We start from the raw sequence: 16,598 nt of genomic DNA, 5'->3' as shown, positions 1-16,598 counted from the left end.
CAGAGGTGTGTTAACCCTTAATTTTGTCTGCTTTTTTGTGATTCCCTTCTTTTTCTTCTTATCAGGTTATGTTGCTAGGGTTAAACAAAAGACCTTTAAAGAGTATTTTGCGCATAAATTTAGCACATTAATGATTCCAATGTACATATTTAACATAATGTCAATGTTTCTTTTTTTTATTGTAGGTATTTTTTACAACGGTCCACTTGTAGAGGAACTTACAAAGTATGATTTAACGGAATTGCAAAAAATTATGGTAGTTTTGTTTGCTGGAGCTCCAGCATACAATTTTCCTACTTGGTTTTTGACCTGTCTTTTCACAACATCAATATTCTTTTATTTTATATTTAAAATAACAAAGGATGACACAAAAAAATTATTAATAGTAATAATCATATTATCAATAACTGGTTATCTTATGGAGTCTTTAAAAAATGTTGTGCCAAACTTTCACTATGTAATGTATTTTTGGTTCATACCAACCGCTTTAACATCAACTACATTTTATCTAATTGGTTATTTAACAAGAAGACTCCAGATTTTTGAAGTTATAGAATACAATAAAAATCTTAAGTATCTTTTTTTTATTATTCCTTTTATATTACTAGTAATAACAACCCATTTGTTCGGTTTTTATAAATATCCTGAGTATGAAAGCTATAGAGGCGGGCCTTATATGAACCATTTACTTTTTGGCAACTTTTTTATTTTTTATTTCTCAGCTTTTCTAGGGATCATTATGTCCACAACGCTTTCTATGTTTGTTAAAAAGAATAAATATTTAGATTATGTTGGTAAAAGAACCCTTTATTTGCTTGGTTTTATTGGCTTTTTCTATCAGTTTACTACGGGTATGGTAGTATATATTTATGCTATATATATTGGTAGTAATAATTATCTATTTTTTATATGTTACTGTATATTTTTTGCGCTTGTTCAATTGCTTTTGTCATTGCTTTTAATGAAGCCTGTATATACTATTGTTAATAAAAGTGTAGATAAATCAAAATATATGTTAAATGTGCTATTAGGAAATAAATCTTTTTGATCTAAAATTATGGCAGAAAAAAAAGAGTATCTAGATTATTTCAGAAAGTATGTGAAAGGTTTTAAAATGGAAGATATAAATGTTGATAACATTAAAAAATTAGGGGATATGGCAATGGATTTAGAGCTATCTCCTATCATTGCAATGCCATATTCGGGCAACATTGATGAGATAGTAACATATGAAACTGATGAGATTACTGCTCAGTGTCCTGTTACAACAATACAAGATTATTATAAATTAAAGCTAACTTTTATACCAGATAAAGTTGTTCCAGAATTAAAAAGTTTGAAATTTTATTTCTTATCCTTTAAAGATATACCTATATCGCATGAGAATTTGTTTGCAAAGATATATAAAGATTTTGTTAATGTAATTAAACCTTTAGAGGTTGATTTGAAATTAGATTGTTCTATTCGAGGTGGGATTAGGACAACAATAACTTATAAAAAAGATTTTAGAAAGAATGATTTTTAGCTTACAGAATAATTTTTTGGCTATTAATAATTAAGAGGTCTATACTATGAAAAGAAACATATTTATATATGCAATCTTATTGTTATTTCCCTTATATGTTAGCTCAGCTGAATTTGCAGCAGATGTAATTGAGATTAATAATGGCTACATATCAAAGAAAGGAAAAATTTATGTAAAAGATAATAAGAGAAGGATTGAATTTAATGATAGTGTTGAAAAGGTTATAACTATATTAGATCTTAATAAAGATAAAGGATATATATTAGATCCAAAGAATAAAGCTTATGTAACAATTTATAATATAAAGTCATTAATTGGAGAGGATAAAATATATAATAATAAAAATGCTAAAAATATTGGTACTGAGATTATAGATAATCTAAAATGTAAGATCTTACAGGTTAATGAAAAAGATAATATTATTTATAAATATTGGTATGCTGAATTAATCAATTTCCCTTTAAAAATAATTGTATCAACTGAAAATAAAGAAGTGTTTCATAGGGAATTTAAAAATATAAACATGAGAAAAATCGATAGTAGTTTATTTAGTGTTCCAAGGGACTACAAAAAGGTTAATTAGCTTATATGCAATTTATTAAAATAGGCATTATTGGATATGGTACAGTTGGACACGGATTAGTAAAAATCCTAAAGGATAAGAAAGACTTAATTAGGAAAAATAGTGGTTTAAACATCGAGATATTAGGGCTAGCTGATAGAAGTATTGGTAAGAAAAGGGACATCTATACTGAAGATATAGAATTAACGACAAATAACCCAAGAGAGGTTATAGAAAACCCTAATATAGATATTGTTGTAGAATTAATTGGTGGTATAGAAGATGCGAAGGATATTGTGTTAAATGCATTGCGTAAAAACAAACATATAGTTACAGCTAATAAGGCATTACTTGCTACATATGGCTCTGAGATATTTGAATTGGCAGATAATATGAACTTATTAGTAGGATTTGAAGCTTCAGTTGGGGGAGGGATACCAATCATTAGAGTGTTAAAGGAGGATATGTGTATTAATGATATTAGACAAATCTATGCTATTTTAAATGGAACATCTAATTATATATTAACAAAGATGGAACTAGAGGCTAAAGAATTTTCTGATGCGTTGTCTGATGCTCAAAAGGAAGGATATGCAGAAAGTGATCCTACTTATGATATTGAAGGAGTAGATGCTGCTCAAAAAATTACTTTGCTTGGATCTATTGCATTTAATAGGCTCTTAAATATTGATAATGTTTATGTTGAAGGTATATCAAAAGTAAGAAAAATTGATATAGATTTGGCTAACGAATTAGGCGGTAAAATAAAATTGTTGGCTATAGCTAAGAGTATGAATGGTTCTATAGATATAAGAGTACATCCAACGATTATCCCCAAGAGGTATTTTCTAGCTGATGTAACAGATGTTTATAATGCTGTATATGTTAGAACTAGTAAGGTTGATAGGACAATGCATTATGGTAAAGGTGCAGGTGCAATGCCAACAGGTAATGCTGTAGCATCTGACATTATATCAATAGGGAAAGACATTGTCAGTAGTAGCAGTAAAAGGGTGCCAATAATTGGTTATAAAAATGATTATATCAATAATATTAATATTATTGATATAAACGAGGTAGAATCAATATACTATCTAAGATTTACTGTTCTAGATGAGCCTAATGTTTTATCAAAGATTACTGGTATTTTAGGGAAAAATAAAATAAGTATAGTTTCTGCAATACAAAGGGGTGAATGGCTTAAAAATGGGATTATTCCATTGGTATTAATAACACATAAGACAAAAGGGAAAAATGTATTTGATGCGGTAAAGGAGATTGATAATAAAGACTTTGTTAAAGATAAAACTTTATTAATGAGAATTGAAAAGTAGAGCTTAAGGAGGTTATATGAAAATAGTTGTTATGAAGTTTGGGGGTACATCTGTTGGTTCAGTGGAAAAGATTAGAAATGTTGCAAACATTATTGAAAATAAAAGGAAAGAGTATGATGCTGTTGTCGTTACTGTATCAGCAATGGCTGGGGAAACAGATAGGCTTATAGGTCTTTTAAAATCAGTTGATACGAACTATGACCCCAGACTGTATGACGTGATTGTTTCAACAGGTGAACAAGTGAGTATTGCTCTTTTATCTCAGGCATTGTTATCAAAAGGTATAAAGGCAAAATCTTATACTGGTTGGCAAGCTGGTTTTATAACTGATGATTCTTATTCAAAATCTCGCATTATAAAAATTGATACAACAAGGATGAAAAATGATTTAGCAAATGGTTATGTTTGTGTGGTTGCTGGCTTTCAAGGTATTACAGAAAGTAGAGAGGATATTACTACTCTTGGAAGGGGTGGTTCTGATACAACAGCAGTTGCACTAGCTTGTGCACTTGATGCGGATTTTTGTGAAATATATACTGATGTTGACGGGGTTTATACTGGCGATCCTAGAAAAATTAAAGGTGCTAAAAAATTAGATAAAGTATCCTATAGGGAAATGCTTGAGTTATCAGCAGTTGGTGCAAAAGTACTTCACTCTAGAAGTGTTGAAATTGCAATGAAATATAATATTCCTGTAAAGGTTTTATCCTCTCTAGAGAAAAAGGAGGGAACAATCATAACCTCTGCAGATTTAACTGCTACTGATGGCGTTGCTGGTGTTGCTATAAGTGAGGAAACTAAATACGAGGTTTTAGATAATTTATATGATAAAAATTTAATTGAAAGATTTTCAAAAAGTGCAATTGATTATGATATGTTGAATATTGAGGATAGATATTTTAGTCTTTATGTAAAAGATTCAGAAAGTGATAGAGCATATTATTTATTGTTAGATTTATATAGTAAGGATAAAATAAAAATTAATAAAGATAGGGTTAAAATCTCAGTTGTTGGGAATAAACTGAAAAACAATATGGCGCTCTTTAATAAATTAAGGGAATCTATTAAAAATAAATGTAATTGTTATGATTATTATGTATCCTATATCAGGTATAGTTTTGTAGTTGATAAGATATATGCTAGTGAAATAGCTAATTTAGTTCATAATGAAACTATTAATATCCAATAATTCTATAGCTAATTATTGTATTTGTTTTTTGTAAAATATAAATAATATATGTAAATTACATTTGCAAAGATATTGATAATTAGCTATATACATATAATAAAAGTTATATAAATAAATAAAGGAGGTTGTTCATGAACAAAAAAGAGCTAATTGAGAAAATGAGCACAAAATCAGGGTTGACAAAAATCCAATGTGAAAAGGCTTTAAAGTCATTTGAGGAAAGCATAACTGAAGCTTTAGCAAGTGGCGATAAAGTAACATTAGTTGGTTTTGGTACATTTTCAGTTTCTAACAGAAAAGAAAGAAAGGGTAGAAACCCTCAAACTGGCGAGGTTATTGATATTCCTGCTAAAAAAACACCTAAATTTACTGCAGGTAAGAACCTAAAAGACTCTGTTTAATTTATTTATCCTGCCACTTATTAGTTTAAGTGGCAGGATATAATATAGGAATTATACAATGATTTGGAATGATGAATTTGAAACCCTACCAAGGGAAGTTTTAGATGCCCTACAGCTTAAAAGATTAAAAAAAGTTATAGAGCGAGTAAGAGTTAACGTCCCTTTCTATAGGGATAGATTTAAAAAATTAAATATTGATGAGAATAATATAAATTCCATATCGGATATTAGGAAGTTACCTTTTACAACAAAAGAAGATTTAAACAATAATTATCCCTTTAATATGTTTGCTGTACCAAGGTATGAAATTGTAAGAATACATGCATCTAGTGGTACAACAGGCAAACCAACTGTTGTTGGCTATACCAAAAGGGATATAAGTATATGGTCTGAGATTATTGCGCGTGCACTATATGCGGCAGGAATCAGAAAAGGTGATATAATCCAAAATTCCTATGCCTATGGTTTATTTACAGGTGGCTTGGGTATACATTATGGTGTTGAAAAGATAGGTGCTTCTGTTGTACCAACTTCTGGAGGCAATACAAAAAAGCAAGCAATAATATTAAAAGATTTTGGTGTTGATGCTTTAACATGTACCCCGTCTTACAGTCTATGTCTGTATGATGCATTTGTTGAGCTTGGTATAGATCCTAGTGAATTGAATCTAAGGGTAGGTATTCTTGGTGCAGAGCCATGGTGCAACGAGATGAGAAACGAGATTGAAGATAAGCTTAAAATATCTGCTTTAGATATATATGGACTTACTGAGATAATAGGGCCTGGTGTTGGCTTTGAATGTATTGAATCAAAGAATGGTATGCATATTAATGAAGATCATTTTTTAGTTGAACTGATAAATCCCAATACACTAGAACCTGTTAGCGAAGGAGAGGAAGGAGAATTAGTCTTTACTACATTAACAAAGGAAGGGATGCCACTTATAAGATATAGAACGAGGGACATAACTAGGGTTGTTGGCGAAATGTGTCTTTGTGGTAGAACAACGAAAAAGATAGAGAAGATACGTGGCAGAAGTGATGACATGTTGATTATTAGAGGTGTCAATGTTTTTCCATCACAGATTGAAGCAATTATATCGCAGGTAGAAGGGGTATTACCCTATTATCAAATTGTTGTTGATAGAGTTAAAAATTTAGATACCATTGAGATATTAGTTGAAGTAGAGGATGAACTTTTTTCAGATGAGGTTAGAAAGTTGCAAGAAATATCTAAAAATATTGAAAGAGAGATAAAGAGTGTTATTGGTTTAAGTAGCAAGGTTAGACTTGTAGAATATAAAACATTGAAACGATTTGAAGGCAAGTCTAAAAGAGTTGTTGATAAGAGGGTACCCGTATAAAAGATATATACAAAATTACTCAAATATCTGTATTTTTAGAGAATGAGATAGGCAGGCTTTATAAAATAATAAAGATATTAAGCGATGAAAATATAAATATAAGAGCCTTATCAATAGCTGATACCTCAGATTTTGGTATACTTAGATTAATATTAGATGATCCTATAAAGGGATTTAGAGTTCTTAAGGGTTTTGAATTAACAGTTGGTAAGACCGATGTTGTTGCAGTTGAGGTTCCTGATAGACCAGGTGGCTTGGCTAGTGTTTTGAAGATTTTAAAGGAAAATGAGCTGAATGTTGAATATATGTATGCTTTTGTAGAAAGAAGTAAAGAGTGTGCAATAATGATATTTAGATTTGATGAGCTTGATGAATCTATTAGGGCCTTGATAAAGAATAATATTATTTTAGTACCAGCAGAGAAATTGTATAACCTATGATTAATAACTTCCTTTCTTTAGATAATATTAAATACTGGGATGAAAAAAAAGAAAAAGTGTCTCATGATGAACTTAAGGGTTTGCAGCTTGAAAGAATCAGATATAACCTAGCTTATGTTTACAATAGGGTTCCTTTTTATAAAAAGCTTTTTGATGAAAATTCTATTGATATTACTGCTGTAAATAACTTTGAACAATTTAGGAATATTCCATTTACAACAAAGAAGGATATTGAGGAATACTACCCTTATGGTTTTTTTGCGGTCCCATTAAAGTCAATTGTTAGGATTCACTCTACAAGCGGTACAACTGGTAAACCAACTGTTGTTGGTTATACGAGATCTGATATTGAGCTGTGGAAAGATTTAATCGCAAGGATTATAACATTTGGTGGTGTTACAAGCGATGATATAGTGCAAATTGCCTTTAACTACGGCTTATTTACTGGGGGCTTTGGTTTGCACTACGGAGCTGAACATATTGGAGCTACTGTGATACCAACATCTAGTGGTAATTCTAAAAGACAAGTAATGATAATGAAAGATTATAGAACCACCGCTTTGGTTTGTACTCCAAGTTATGCTTTGCATTTAACTGAGGTTATTGATGAAATGGGAATAAAAAAAGGTGAATTAGCTCTTAAATATGCTCTATTGGGAGGCGAATCATTTACTGAAAATTCAAGGAATAGGCTTGAGGAACGACTAAACATTATAGCAACTGATAATTATGGTCTATCTGAGGTTATGGGGCCAGGTGTGGCTGGTGAATGTATATTTAGGCAAGGTTTACATATTAATGAGGATCACTTTTATGCAGAAATTATTGATCCAGATACAGGAGAGGTATTACCAGAAGGGGCGACAGGCGAGCTTGTAATAACTACTCTAACGAAGGAAGGGATGCCACTTATAAGATATAGAACGAGGGATATAACTAAACTATATTATGATCATTGTCCTTGTGGCAGAACATTTATTAAAATGGATAAGCCGGTGGGGCGAACGGATGATATGTTTATTGTAAATGGTGTTAATGTATATCCTAGTCAAATTGAGGAAGTTATATATGATTTAAGGCTCATAAATGATAACTATATGATATATTTAAAAAAGAAGGGTTATCTAGATGTTTTTGAATTGCATATTGAAGTAAATGAGAACATATTTTATGATGAAATGAAAAAGCAGAAAGAACTAATAGATAATCTAACAGATGCTATTATAAAAGTAATAGGGGTTAAACCAGTAATTAAGTTGGTATCGCCTAAAAGTATAAAAAGATTTGAGGGGAAGGCTAAGAGGGTTGTTGATCTGAGAAACCCTTGATTAAATGAAGTTTTTTGCCCATGTTAATATTTGGGTATGACCAAGCTCTTTAAACATATCTTTAAATTTTTGTTTTTCGATGAAAATTCTATAAAATGGCTTTATTATAATAATACTATTAATGAAAGATTATTTTTTTTATATCTTTTAACTTTATTAATTCCTTTTAAAGAAATTTCTTATGATAAAATTTATTTTTTGAATTTAAATATGATTATCAATAACCTTATTTTATTATTTGTTTATTTTTTTATATTATTTATTTTTTTGATATTTAAAAATATATCATTTTTAGGTTTCTTACGTATATTTTTAGCAATTGAATTTTTAAATATTTTTAATATTCTTACTATTTTTATGAATCAAAATAATTTATTATATTATTATAGTATTGTTATTGGATGGTATTTGACCCTATCAGTTTATGCAGTAAGTGTGCTAGCAAAATTAAAGTATATGCATTCAATAATGTTAGTTTTGTTTGTATTTATACTAACCATATCTATACCCATTAAGTTTTAAATTATGATAAATCTATTAAAATCATATAAATTTGAATTTGGATATACGAAAAAATCGTTAGGTCAGCATTTTTTGATAAATAAAGAGATGTTAAATTTAATAGTAGAAGAATGTATGCATTATATTAATGATCCAAAATTATCTAATATTATTGAAGTAGGGGCAGGTTGTGGTTTATTAACCCAATTTCTTTTAGAGAGGGGCTTAAATGTTACAGCTATTGAGATTGATAATAAGCTTTGTGATTTTTTGCAAAGATATTTATTTTATTATCCAAATCTAAAAATATTAAATCAAGATTTTTTGGATTTTAATTTAGATAAAGATGAAGCAATAATTGTTGGAAATCTTCCCTATAATACAGCTGCAAGAATGTTTTTATATAGTATTAACTTTGTATCAAATATAAGGTGTATGATATTAATGTTTCAAAAAGAGGTGGCTGAGAGAATAATAAGTATGCCAAACTCAAAGAAATATAGTTATATTTCTGTTATAACTAGATATTATTTTGATGTGGAAAAAATTGCTAATATATCGGGTAAGAACTTTTGGCCTTCTACAGAGGTTAATTCTACTATACTTAAGTTTTTCCCTAAGAATAGGATATTCAATGACATGGAAAAGGAGAGAGATTTTTTTAATTTTTTAAAAATAGCATTTAAAATGAAGAGAAAAACATTGAAAAATAATTTAAGATCCTATACTAATAGTGAGTTAGTAATTGATAAATTTTTTAAAAAAGATGTTAGGGCTGAAGAACTAGACCTAGAAGATTTTATTAAGCTCTATAATAGTCTAGTTTAAATAAATAATAAAGTATTGATTAAATAGTGAAAAGATTTTAAATTAATTAGTGGTGGGTTTACCCACTAATTTTTTTGTGCTATATTATGGAATTTCTAAACGAGATAAGGAAGTATTTAGATACTATATTGGATGAATATAGTGTTGAACTCTTTGATATTACGTATAGAAAAGAAAACAGAGGTTATGTGTTAAGAGTAATATTGGATGGAGATAACGTTGGCATTGCAGATTTAGAGGTAGTATCGAAAAGGCTTAAATATTGGCTAGATAGCGAGGGTGTCATACCCTTTGATAATTATAATATTGAAGTCTCTACACCTGGTATAAATAGGCCTTTAAGGAATCTTAAGGATTATAAAAAATATATAGGTTATAAAAGTTCAATATATTTAATAAAGAACAACCCCTATAAAAGGAAATTTATTAAAGGCAAGATAATAAATGTAGATGGAAATAATATATTACTAAAAGAGAAAGAAAAATATTATAATATCGATTATAATATGATAAAAAGAGCAAATCTTGATGTAGATATAACTTTTAATTAGAGGAGATAGATGAGCAGAGAATTAATAAAAATAGTTGATGAGTTGAGTAGAGAAAAAGGACTTAATAGATCTCAGCTTTCAGAGGTATTAAAAGAGTCAATTATTGCTGCAGTTAGTAAAAAATATGGTAAGCAGATTTCACCAAAGATAGAGATGGATTTAGAAAAAGGTGACCTTACTATAAATATACCAAAGAAAGTTGTACGTGTTGTTGAGAATAAATGGTCAGAGATATCAAAAGATGATGCTTTGAAAATAAATGATAAGGTTAGAATTGGAAGTGAGGTGGAGGTTCCAATTACAATAGAGAGCCTGGGTAGACAAGCGGCAACAATAGCAAAACAAAAACTATTAGAAGAATTAAGAAACACTGAGAAACAGGTTATTTTAGATAAATATCAGAATAGGGTTGGAGAAATCATAACTGGTGTTGTAGTTAAATCAGACAAAAATGGTTTGCTAGTGAATGTTGGTAAAGCAGAAGCTATGTTGTATAAAAGGGAGATGATCCCAGGGGACGTTTATAATAGAGGAGATTATGTAAGGGCATTGCTATCAGAGATAAGAATTGTGAGAGGATGGCCTCAGTTAATATTATCAAGAACTCATCCAGATTTTTTGAAAAAACTATTTGAAGTTGAAATACCAGAAGTATTTGAAGGTATTATAGAGGTTAAGGCTGTTGCAAGGGAACCTGGGGACAGAGCAAAAGTGGCTGTATACACGACAAATGCAAATATTGATCCTGTTGGTGCGTGTATAGGCTTGAAAGGCATGAGGATAAATGGGATTAGCAATGAACTCAGAGGAGAGAAAATTGATGTTATTGAATGGTCTCCAGATGTAGTAAAATTTGTATGTGTTGCTATATCTCCAGCAGAAGTTATACTAACAAACATATTCGAGGATGAGGAGACAATCGAGGTTATTGTGCCTGATGATCAATTATCTCTTGCTATCGGGAAGAAGGGTCAAAATGTAAGATTAGCTGCAAGAATTACAGGGTGGAAATTAGATGTGTTAAAGGAAAGTGAATATAATGAGATCAGAAAAGAAAGAATGTCTGAGCAAGAACAGGAGTGGAAAGAATTTTATGAATTATATAATCTTGAAAATTTACAATATTTAACCGAAGAAATGATTTCAAAATTATTTCAGAGTGGTATAAATGATGTTGAAAAATTATCAACGGCTTCAATAGAAGAAATAAAAGAAGTATTACAAGTTAATGAAGAGGAAGCTATCGACATAATAAACAAGGCAATAGATTATCTAACTTCTAAACTGGAAGGAATGGAGGAATAAGTTTTGGCTAGATTTAATTTAGAAGAAATCGCAAAAAAAGTTGAGATGAATATTGATGAGCTTGTTAAAAAACTTAAAGATGCTGGTTATAATGTAGATAATAATATTAAGGTTATAGGGGAAAATGAGGTGAAATCCTTGGGGTTGGATCCTAGAAAACTACAGATAGATAAGAGACAAGATATGCTAAAACAGGCTTTGGAAAGGCATAAAAGAAATCCTAAGGCAAAAGAGGTATTAATAAAAGATAAAACTGAAGCAGTTAAAAAGAGGAAGATAACTAGAGAGGAATTATTAAAAAAGAAACAGGAGCTAAAATCAAGCTTGCAAAAGGTTGAGATAGAAAGAGAGGGAAAAGATAGAAAAGAAATTGAAAGGGAGTTATTAAAAGAAAAAGATAAACCTATTGAATCAAAAGTAGAGCTAGAAAAAGATGAAGTCAAAGAAGAAAAGAGGCCTGAGACTGAATTAAAAAGTAAAGAAGTGAGACAGACCTATGATGACATGAAAACAGAGAAAATTGAAGAGCTTATAGAAGAGGTCGATAAAACTAAAAGTGACAAGGGTGAAGAAGAAAGTCAAGCAAAACCCTTAGATAAAGAGAAAATAAAAGAAGATGAAGATATATTTGAGAAGAAGAAAGTAAAATCAAAGAAGCAGAGTAAAAAAGATAAACATTTGCAAAAAAGCATTATAGAAGGTATTGAAGAATTAAAATATGTAGAAGATATTGAAAAAGGTAAAATAGAAGAAGATTTTCATAAACAAGAAGAAGAGAAGAAAAAGAAAACAGATAAAAAGTCTAGTAAAGCAGATGAAGAAAAGAGTAAGAAACCAAATAAGATAACTATAGGAGAGAACATTAGGGTAGCTGATCTATCGGAGCTTATAGGTATTAGAGCTAATGAGTTGATTAAGAAACTAATGCAAATGGGTGTAATGGCAAATATTAATGACTATATAGATTATGAAACTGCTGAGATATTATGTGCAGATTATAATATAGAAGTTGAGGCTAATCTCGAGACAGAGGATGGCTTGTTGCCTCAATATGAGGATAAGCCAGAAGATTTGGCCCCAAGATCTCCTGTAGTTACAGTTATGGGACATGTTGATCATGGTAAGACAACGCTTCTTGATTCTATTAGAAAAACAGCTGTAGCTGCTTCAGAAAAAGGTGGTATAACCCAACATATTGGTGCTTATGAGGTAAACACACCTAATGGCAAGATAACCTTTATTGATACACCTGGACATGAAGCCTTTACCTCAATGAGATCAAGAGGTGCCAATATTACAGATGTTGCTATTTTGGTTGTTGCTGCTGATGATGGAGTTATGCCACAAACCAAAGAAGCGATAGATCATATAAGAGCAGCCGGTGTAAGGATGGTTGTTGCAATAAATAAGATAGATAAAGCTAATGCAAATATAGAAAGGGTTAAATCACAGCTAGCAGAGATTGGAGTAATACCAGAGGAATGGGGTGGTGATATACAATTTCAAGAAATATCAGCTGTTAAAGGTAAGGGAATAGATGAATTATTAGATAAGATATTACTAGAGGCTGAGATTTTAGATTTAAAGGCTAATAAAAACAGGCCTGCAGAAGGTATTATAATTGAATCAACACTTGATAAACATAGAGGTCCTGTTGCTACAGTTCTAGTTAGAAATGGCACTTTGAGAAGAGGGGATGTATTTGTGGCAGGAACAGTAGTTGGTAAGGTTAGAGCAATGTTTAATTATATGGGTAAGAATATTTCTAAGGCTACCCCATCAATGCCTGTTGAAGTAATGGGTTTTGAAGATGTTGCTGATGCCGGTGAAAGACTAATTGTTGTTGATGATGAAAGTATAGCAAAAAAGGTTGTTGAGATAAGAAGAGAAAGGCTTGAGAAAAAGAGATCGCAGCAACAAGGTCAACTTTCTGTAGAGCAAATTTTTGAAAAAATGAAAGAAGGGGAGATAAAAAATCTGAATATTATCATAAAAGGTGATACTCAAGGTTCAGTTGAGGCATTGAAATCATCCCTTTTGAAGCTTTCCAATGATGAAGTAAAGATCAATATAATACATGATAATGTGGGTGGCATTAGGGAATCTGATATATTATTGGCATCAGCTTCAAATGCATATATTATAGGGTTTAATGTAAGACCTGATAGTAAGGCTAAAAGTGCAGCTGAGAGAGAAGGTGTTAATATTTATACATATTCTATTATATATGATGTTATTGAGGATGTTAAAAATATCTTAAATGGTATGTTAGCACCAAAAATTAGAGAAAACACTATTGGCAGGGCAGAGGTTAGAAAAATTATATTTATAAGTAAAGTTGGTAATGTAGCAGGCTGCTATGTTTTAGAAGGAAAGGTTGTTAGGGATATGCCTGCTAGGGTTGTTAGGGACGGTGTTATTGTCTATGAGGGTAAAGTAGAAAGCGTTAAAAGATTTAAGGATGATGTTAAAGAAGTTCAAAGTGGATATGAATGCGGTATAAATATAAGTAAATTTAACGATATTAAGGAAGGCGATATCATTGAAGTCTATGAACTCATAGAGGAAAAAGCTGCGTTATAAATACATATTAATGGATAAATGTAGTTGACAATTGGTTTGATATTAGTTGAGATTTTAATTAATGACGCTTTTTCGTTAAAAGAAAAACGGAGTGTTTTAAAGGGTCTTAAGGATAGGGTCAAAAATAATTTTAATGTTTCAATTGCAGAGGTTGGTGATTATGATATATGGAATAAATCCGCAATTGCAATTGTAACAGTTTCAAATATGGGTAAACATGTAGAAAGAACATTTAATGATATAATTAATTTTTTTGATAACTTCTACAATATAGAAATCATAAATATAAGAAAAGAGTTATTATAATGAAGAGATATAATTATAGAGATAAAAGGATTGCAAAACAAATATTTAATGAGTTATATTTAATAGTAAGTTTTGAATTGAGGGATGCTATATTTGAAAATGTAGTTATTACTGATGTAGTTGTGACACCAGATTTAGGATTGGCAAGGGTATATATAATATCAAATAATAAAAATATACAACCCTATATATTAAAGGAAAAGCTCGATAAGGCAAAAGGTTTTATTAAGATGAAATTAATAGAAAGGCTCTATATGAAGAGAATGCCTATGATAGAGTTTATAGTAGATCAAAATATATTACAAGCTGAGAAAATTGAAAAGTTAATAGATGAACTTAGAAAAGAATAGTTGTTTTTTAAATATAAATAAGGCAAAACATGTTACATCTACAGATGTTGTTAATCTGGTTAAAAAATTATTGAGAGTAAAAAAGTGTGGTCATGCTGGTACTTTAGATCCAATTGCAACAGGGGTACTCCCTATAGCCTTAAACAAGGCAACAAAATTAGTTTCTATGATCTATGAAAATGATAAAGAGTATCTAGTTACAGCTAAAATGGGCATTAAAACTGATACTTTTGATATAACTGGAAATACTATAAAAATAAGTGAATATGTACCTGAAAAGGATGAATTATTAAAAGTAATTGAAAATTTTATAGGGGAGATAGATTTAGAAATTCCAATATATTCTGCTGTAAAAATAAATGGTGAAAGAGCCTATAATCTTGCTAGAAAAAATCTCATTAGCAGTTGTGGGACTAAAAAGAGTAAAATATATGATATAGATTTTATAAGTTATGAATATCCCTATTTTAAATTATTGATAAAATGTGGTAAAGGGACTTATATAAGAAGTTTAGTAAATGAAATTGGGTTGAAAATGGGTTCTTTTGCAACAGTTGTTGATTTAGTTAGATTAAGAGTTGGTAAATTTATGATTGAAGATGCAATCCCTTTTGGCAAATTGAAGGAAGGCAAGATCACCGAAAATGATGTAGTTAGCATAAATAATATATTAGATTTGCCAAGAATTATTGTTAGAGATTCAGCTAAAGATAAGATTAAAAATGGTCAATTTCCTAATAGAAGTGAATGTATATTTTTACCTGAAGGTAAAACATATAAAGCAGCAATATATGATGAAAGTAATGAACTACTTGGAGTAGCAAGAAGAATTGATGACAAAGCAGGATTAAAATATAAGATAGAAAAAATGTTAGTAAGTTAGGAGGTTATAATTATGGTTCTTACAAAAGAGAAGAAGAAAGGAATAATTGAGAAATTCAAGTTGCATGAAAGTGATACAGGTTCGCCTGAGGTTCAGATTGCTATATTAACAGAGCGAATAATTTATCTGACAGAACATCTAAAAAAGTTTAAAAAAGACCATAGTTCAAGGAGAGGTCTTTTAAAACTAGTGGGACAGAGAAGAAAACTTCTCAACTATCTAAGAAGAGAAAATTTTTCAAGATATAAAAAAGTAATACAAGAATTGGGGCTAAGGAAATAATATGATTAAGAAAATAAACAAAAAAGAAATATTTCTAGATAGCCACTCTGAACCTATAATATTAGAGACAGGATGGAAGGCAAAAAAAGCCAATGGCAGCGTGTGGATTAAGCAAGGAGGAACAGTTGTTTTGGTAACAGCTGTTATGAATAAAAAAAATGCTGCCTTTGCCGATTTTTTTCCTTTGACTGTTAATTATATTGAAAAGTTTTATGCTGTTGGGAAAATACCGGGAGGATTTTTAAAAAGAGAGGGTAGACCCACTGATAAAGAGACATTAGTTTCTAGGCTTATTGATAGGCCTTTGAGGCCCCTTTTCCCTGATGGTTTTAGAAATGAAACCCAAGTTATTGCAACTGTGGTTTCTAGTGATCCAACATATCCAGCTGATATTTTAGCTTTAAATGGTGCTAGTGCTGCTATTAGTATTTCAGATATCCCTTTTAATGGTCCAGTTGCTGCTGTTAGAGTTGGTAAAAAGGACGGCTCATTAATAGTTAATCCGACCCAGGAAGAAATTGATGATTTAGATTTAAATATAATTGTTGCTGGAACTTACGATGCAATAGTTATGGTTGAAGCAGGTATGAAAAATGTTAAAGAAGAAGAGGTTATAGAATCTCTTGATTATGGACACTCTTATATTAAAAAAATTGCTGAAGCCCAAGTGGATTTTTCTAAAGAGTGTGGTAAGGAAAAATTTGAGTATAAGGATTTTAGTGTTGATGAGAACCTGTTAAGTACGGTTAATAATATGGTAGCTGATAAAATAAATGAGGCTTTAAGAATATCTGATAGGAATATGAGATATGAAGCCCTTGATAAGATCAGGGAAAGGTTTTTAGAAGGGATAGGAATGGATGAAAA

Annotated in this window: 18 protein-coding genes; all 18 read left to right on the top strand. The window is 30.3% G+C overall.

All coding sequences use genetic code 11. The annotated features are described in order from the left end of the window. A partial coding sequence (locus SVN78_03510; protein ID MDY6820674.1) for an acyltransferase family protein occupies positions 1-1,048 on the top strand: 1,048 nt, incomplete at its 5' end. Between the two features lie 9 nt (positions 1,049-1,057). Next, the gene (locus SVN78_03505; protein MDY6820673.1) at positions 1,058-1,525 is read left to right on the top strand and encodes a hypothetical protein; all 468 of its coding nucleotides are present in this window, start codon (positions 1,058-1,060) and stop codon (positions 1,523-1,525) included. Positions 1,526-1,571: 46 nt separating this feature from the next. Beyond that, a complete protein-coding gene (locus SVN78_03500; GenBank protein MDY6820672.1) occupies positions 1,572-2,108 on the top strand; it encodes a hypothetical protein in 537 nt (178 codons plus the stop codon). Positions 2,109-2,113: 5 nt separating this feature from the next. After that, entirely contained in the window at positions 2,114-3,421 is a 1,308-nt protein-coding gene (locus SVN78_03495; GenBank protein MDY6820671.1) for a homoserine dehydrogenase, read from the top strand. Between the two features lie 16 nt (positions 3,422-3,437). Continuing rightward, positions 3,438-4,610, top strand: coding sequence for an aspartate kinase (locus tag SVN78_03490; protein MDY6820670.1), 1,173 nt, complete (start codon positions 3,438-3,440; stop codon positions 4,608-4,610). A gap of 131 nt (positions 4,611-4,741) precedes the next feature. Continuing rightward, complete coding sequence (locus SVN78_03485) at positions 4,742-5,011, top strand: HU family DNA-binding protein (protein ID MDY6820669.1); 270 nt, start codon at positions 4,742-4,744, stop codon at positions 5,009-5,011. Positions 5,012-5,069: 58 nt separating this feature from the next. Beyond that, complete coding sequence (locus SVN78_03480) at positions 5,070-6,374, top strand: phenylacetate--CoA ligase (protein MDY6820668.1); 1,305 nt, start codon at positions 5,070-5,072, stop codon at positions 6,372-6,374. Between the two features lie 5 nt (positions 6,375-6,379). Beyond that, positions 6,380-6,814, top strand: coding sequence for an ACT domain-containing protein (locus tag SVN78_03475; GenBank protein MDY6820667.1), 435 nt, complete (start codon positions 6,380-6,382; stop codon positions 6,812-6,814). Further along, a complete protein-coding gene (locus SVN78_03470; protein ID MDY6820666.1) occupies positions 6,811-8,142 on the top strand; it encodes a phenylacetate--CoA ligase in 1,332 nt (443 codons plus the stop codon). The genes SVN78_03475 and SVN78_03470 overlap by 4 nt, the downstream gene beginning before the upstream one ends. A gap of 525 nt (positions 8,143-8,667) precedes the next feature. After that, positions 8,668-9,471 carry a 16S rRNA (adenine(1518)-N(6)/adenine(1519)-N(6))-dimethyltransferase RsmA gene (gene rsmA, locus SVN78_03465; protein ID MDY6820665.1) on the top strand — a complete coding sequence of 268 codons (804 nt, stop codon included), beginning with the start codon at positions 8,668-8,670 and terminating at the stop codon, positions 9,469-9,471. 86 nt (positions 9,472-9,557) lie between these two features. After that, positions 9,558-10,022: a ribosome maturation factor RimP gene (locus SVN78_03460; GenBank protein ID MDY6820664.1), complete on the top strand. Its 465-nt coding sequence runs from the start codon at positions 9,558-9,560 to the stop codon at positions 10,020-10,022. A gap of 9 nt (positions 10,023-10,031) precedes the next feature. Next, positions 10,032-11,327: a transcription termination factor NusA gene (gene nusA / locus SVN78_03455; GenBank protein ID MDY6820663.1), complete on the top strand. Its 1,296-nt coding sequence runs from the start codon at positions 10,032-10,034 to the stop codon at positions 11,325-11,327. Positions 11,328-11,330: 3 nt separating this feature from the next. Further along, positions 11,331-13,910 (top strand): translation initiation factor IF-2, encoded by a 2,580-nt coding sequence (gene infB, locus SVN78_03450; GenBank protein MDY6820662.1) that lies wholly within the window; start codon positions 11,331-11,333, stop codon positions 13,908-13,910. A gap of 24 nt (positions 13,911-13,934) precedes the next feature. Next, positions 13,935-14,216 carry a DUF503 domain-containing protein gene (locus SVN78_03445; protein ID MDY6820661.1) on the top strand — a complete coding sequence of 94 codons (282 nt, stop codon included), beginning with the start codon at positions 13,935-13,937 and terminating at the stop codon, positions 14,214-14,216. Then, on the top strand, positions 14,216-14,566 hold the full coding sequence (gene rbfA, locus SVN78_03440) for a 30S ribosome-binding factor RbfA (protein ID MDY6820660.1): 351 nt from the start codon (positions 14,216-14,218) through the stop codon (positions 14,564-14,566). The genes SVN78_03445 and rbfA overlap by 1 nt, the downstream gene beginning before the upstream one ends. After that, positions 14,547-15,449 carry a tRNA pseudouridine(55) synthase TruB gene (gene truB / locus SVN78_03435; GenBank protein MDY6820659.1) on the top strand — a complete coding sequence of 301 codons (903 nt, stop codon included), beginning with the start codon at positions 14,547-14,549 and terminating at the stop codon, positions 15,447-15,449. The genes rbfA and truB overlap by 20 nt, the downstream gene beginning before the upstream one ends. Before the next feature lie 12 nt (positions 15,450-15,461). Continuing rightward, entirely contained in the window at positions 15,462-15,731 is a 270-nt protein-coding gene (gene rpsO / locus SVN78_03430; protein MDY6820658.1) for a 30S ribosomal protein S15, read from the top strand. A gap of 1 nt (position 15,732) precedes the next feature. Continuing rightward, a partial coding sequence (locus SVN78_03425) for a polyribonucleotide nucleotidyltransferase (GenBank protein ID MDY6820657.1) occupies positions 15,733-16,598 on the top strand: 866 nt, incomplete at its 3' end.

This window comes from Deferribacterota bacterium, assembly GCA_034189185.1.
In the GTDB taxonomy this organism is placed as follows: domain Bacteria; phylum Chrysiogenota; class Deferribacteres; order Deferribacterales; family UBA228; genus UBA228.
Note: the sequence above shows the minus strand (reverse complement) of the source record. Positions and strands in the feature narration are given on the sequence as shown.

Bases quoted from the DNA above. Each gene is read 5' to 3' on its own strand.
- SVN78_03505 (MDY6820673.1), top strand. From the start codon at position 1,058: ATGGCAGAAAAAAAAGAGTATCTAGATTATTTCAGAAAGTATGTGAAA.
- SVN78_03500 (MDY6820672.1), top strand. From the start codon at position 1,572: ATGAAAAGAAACATATTTATATATGCAATCTTATTGTTATTTCCCTTA.
- SVN78_03495 (MDY6820671.1), top strand. From the start codon at position 2,114: ATGCAATTTATTAAAATAGGCATTATTGGATATGGTACAGTTGGACAC.
- SVN78_03490 (MDY6820670.1), top strand. From the start codon at position 3,438: ATGAAAATAGTTGTTATGAAGTTTGGGGGTACATCTGTTGGTTCAGTG.
- SVN78_03485 (MDY6820669.1), top strand. From the start codon at position 4,742: ATGAACAAAAAAGAGCTAATTGAGAAAATGAGCACAAAATCAGGGTTG.
- SVN78_03480 (MDY6820668.1), top strand. From the start codon at position 5,070: ATGATTTGGAATGATGAATTTGAAACCCTACCAAGGGAAGTTTTAGAT.
- SVN78_03470 (MDY6820666.1), top strand. From the start codon at position 6,811: ATGATTAATAACTTCCTTTCTTTAGATAATATTAAATACTGGGATGAA.
- rsmA (MDY6820665.1), top strand. From the start codon at position 8,668: ATGATAAATCTATTAAAATCATATAAATTTGAATTTGGATATACGAAA.
- SVN78_03460 (MDY6820664.1), top strand. From the start codon at position 9,558: ATGGAATTTCTAAACGAGATAAGGAAGTATTTAGATACTATATTGGAT.
- nusA (MDY6820663.1), top strand. From the start codon at position 10,032: ATGAGCAGAGAATTAATAAAAATAGTTGATGAGTTGAGTAGAGAAAAA.
- rbfA (MDY6820660.1), top strand. From the start codon at position 14,216: ATGAAGAGATATAATTATAGAGATAAAAGGATTGCAAAACAAATATTT.
- truB (MDY6820659.1), top strand. From the start codon at position 14,547: ATGAACTTAGAAAAGAATAGTTGTTTTTTAAATATAAATAAGGCAAAA.
- rpsO (MDY6820658.1), top strand. From the start codon at position 15,462: ATGGTTCTTACAAAAGAGAAGAAGAAAGGAATAATTGAGAAATTCAAG.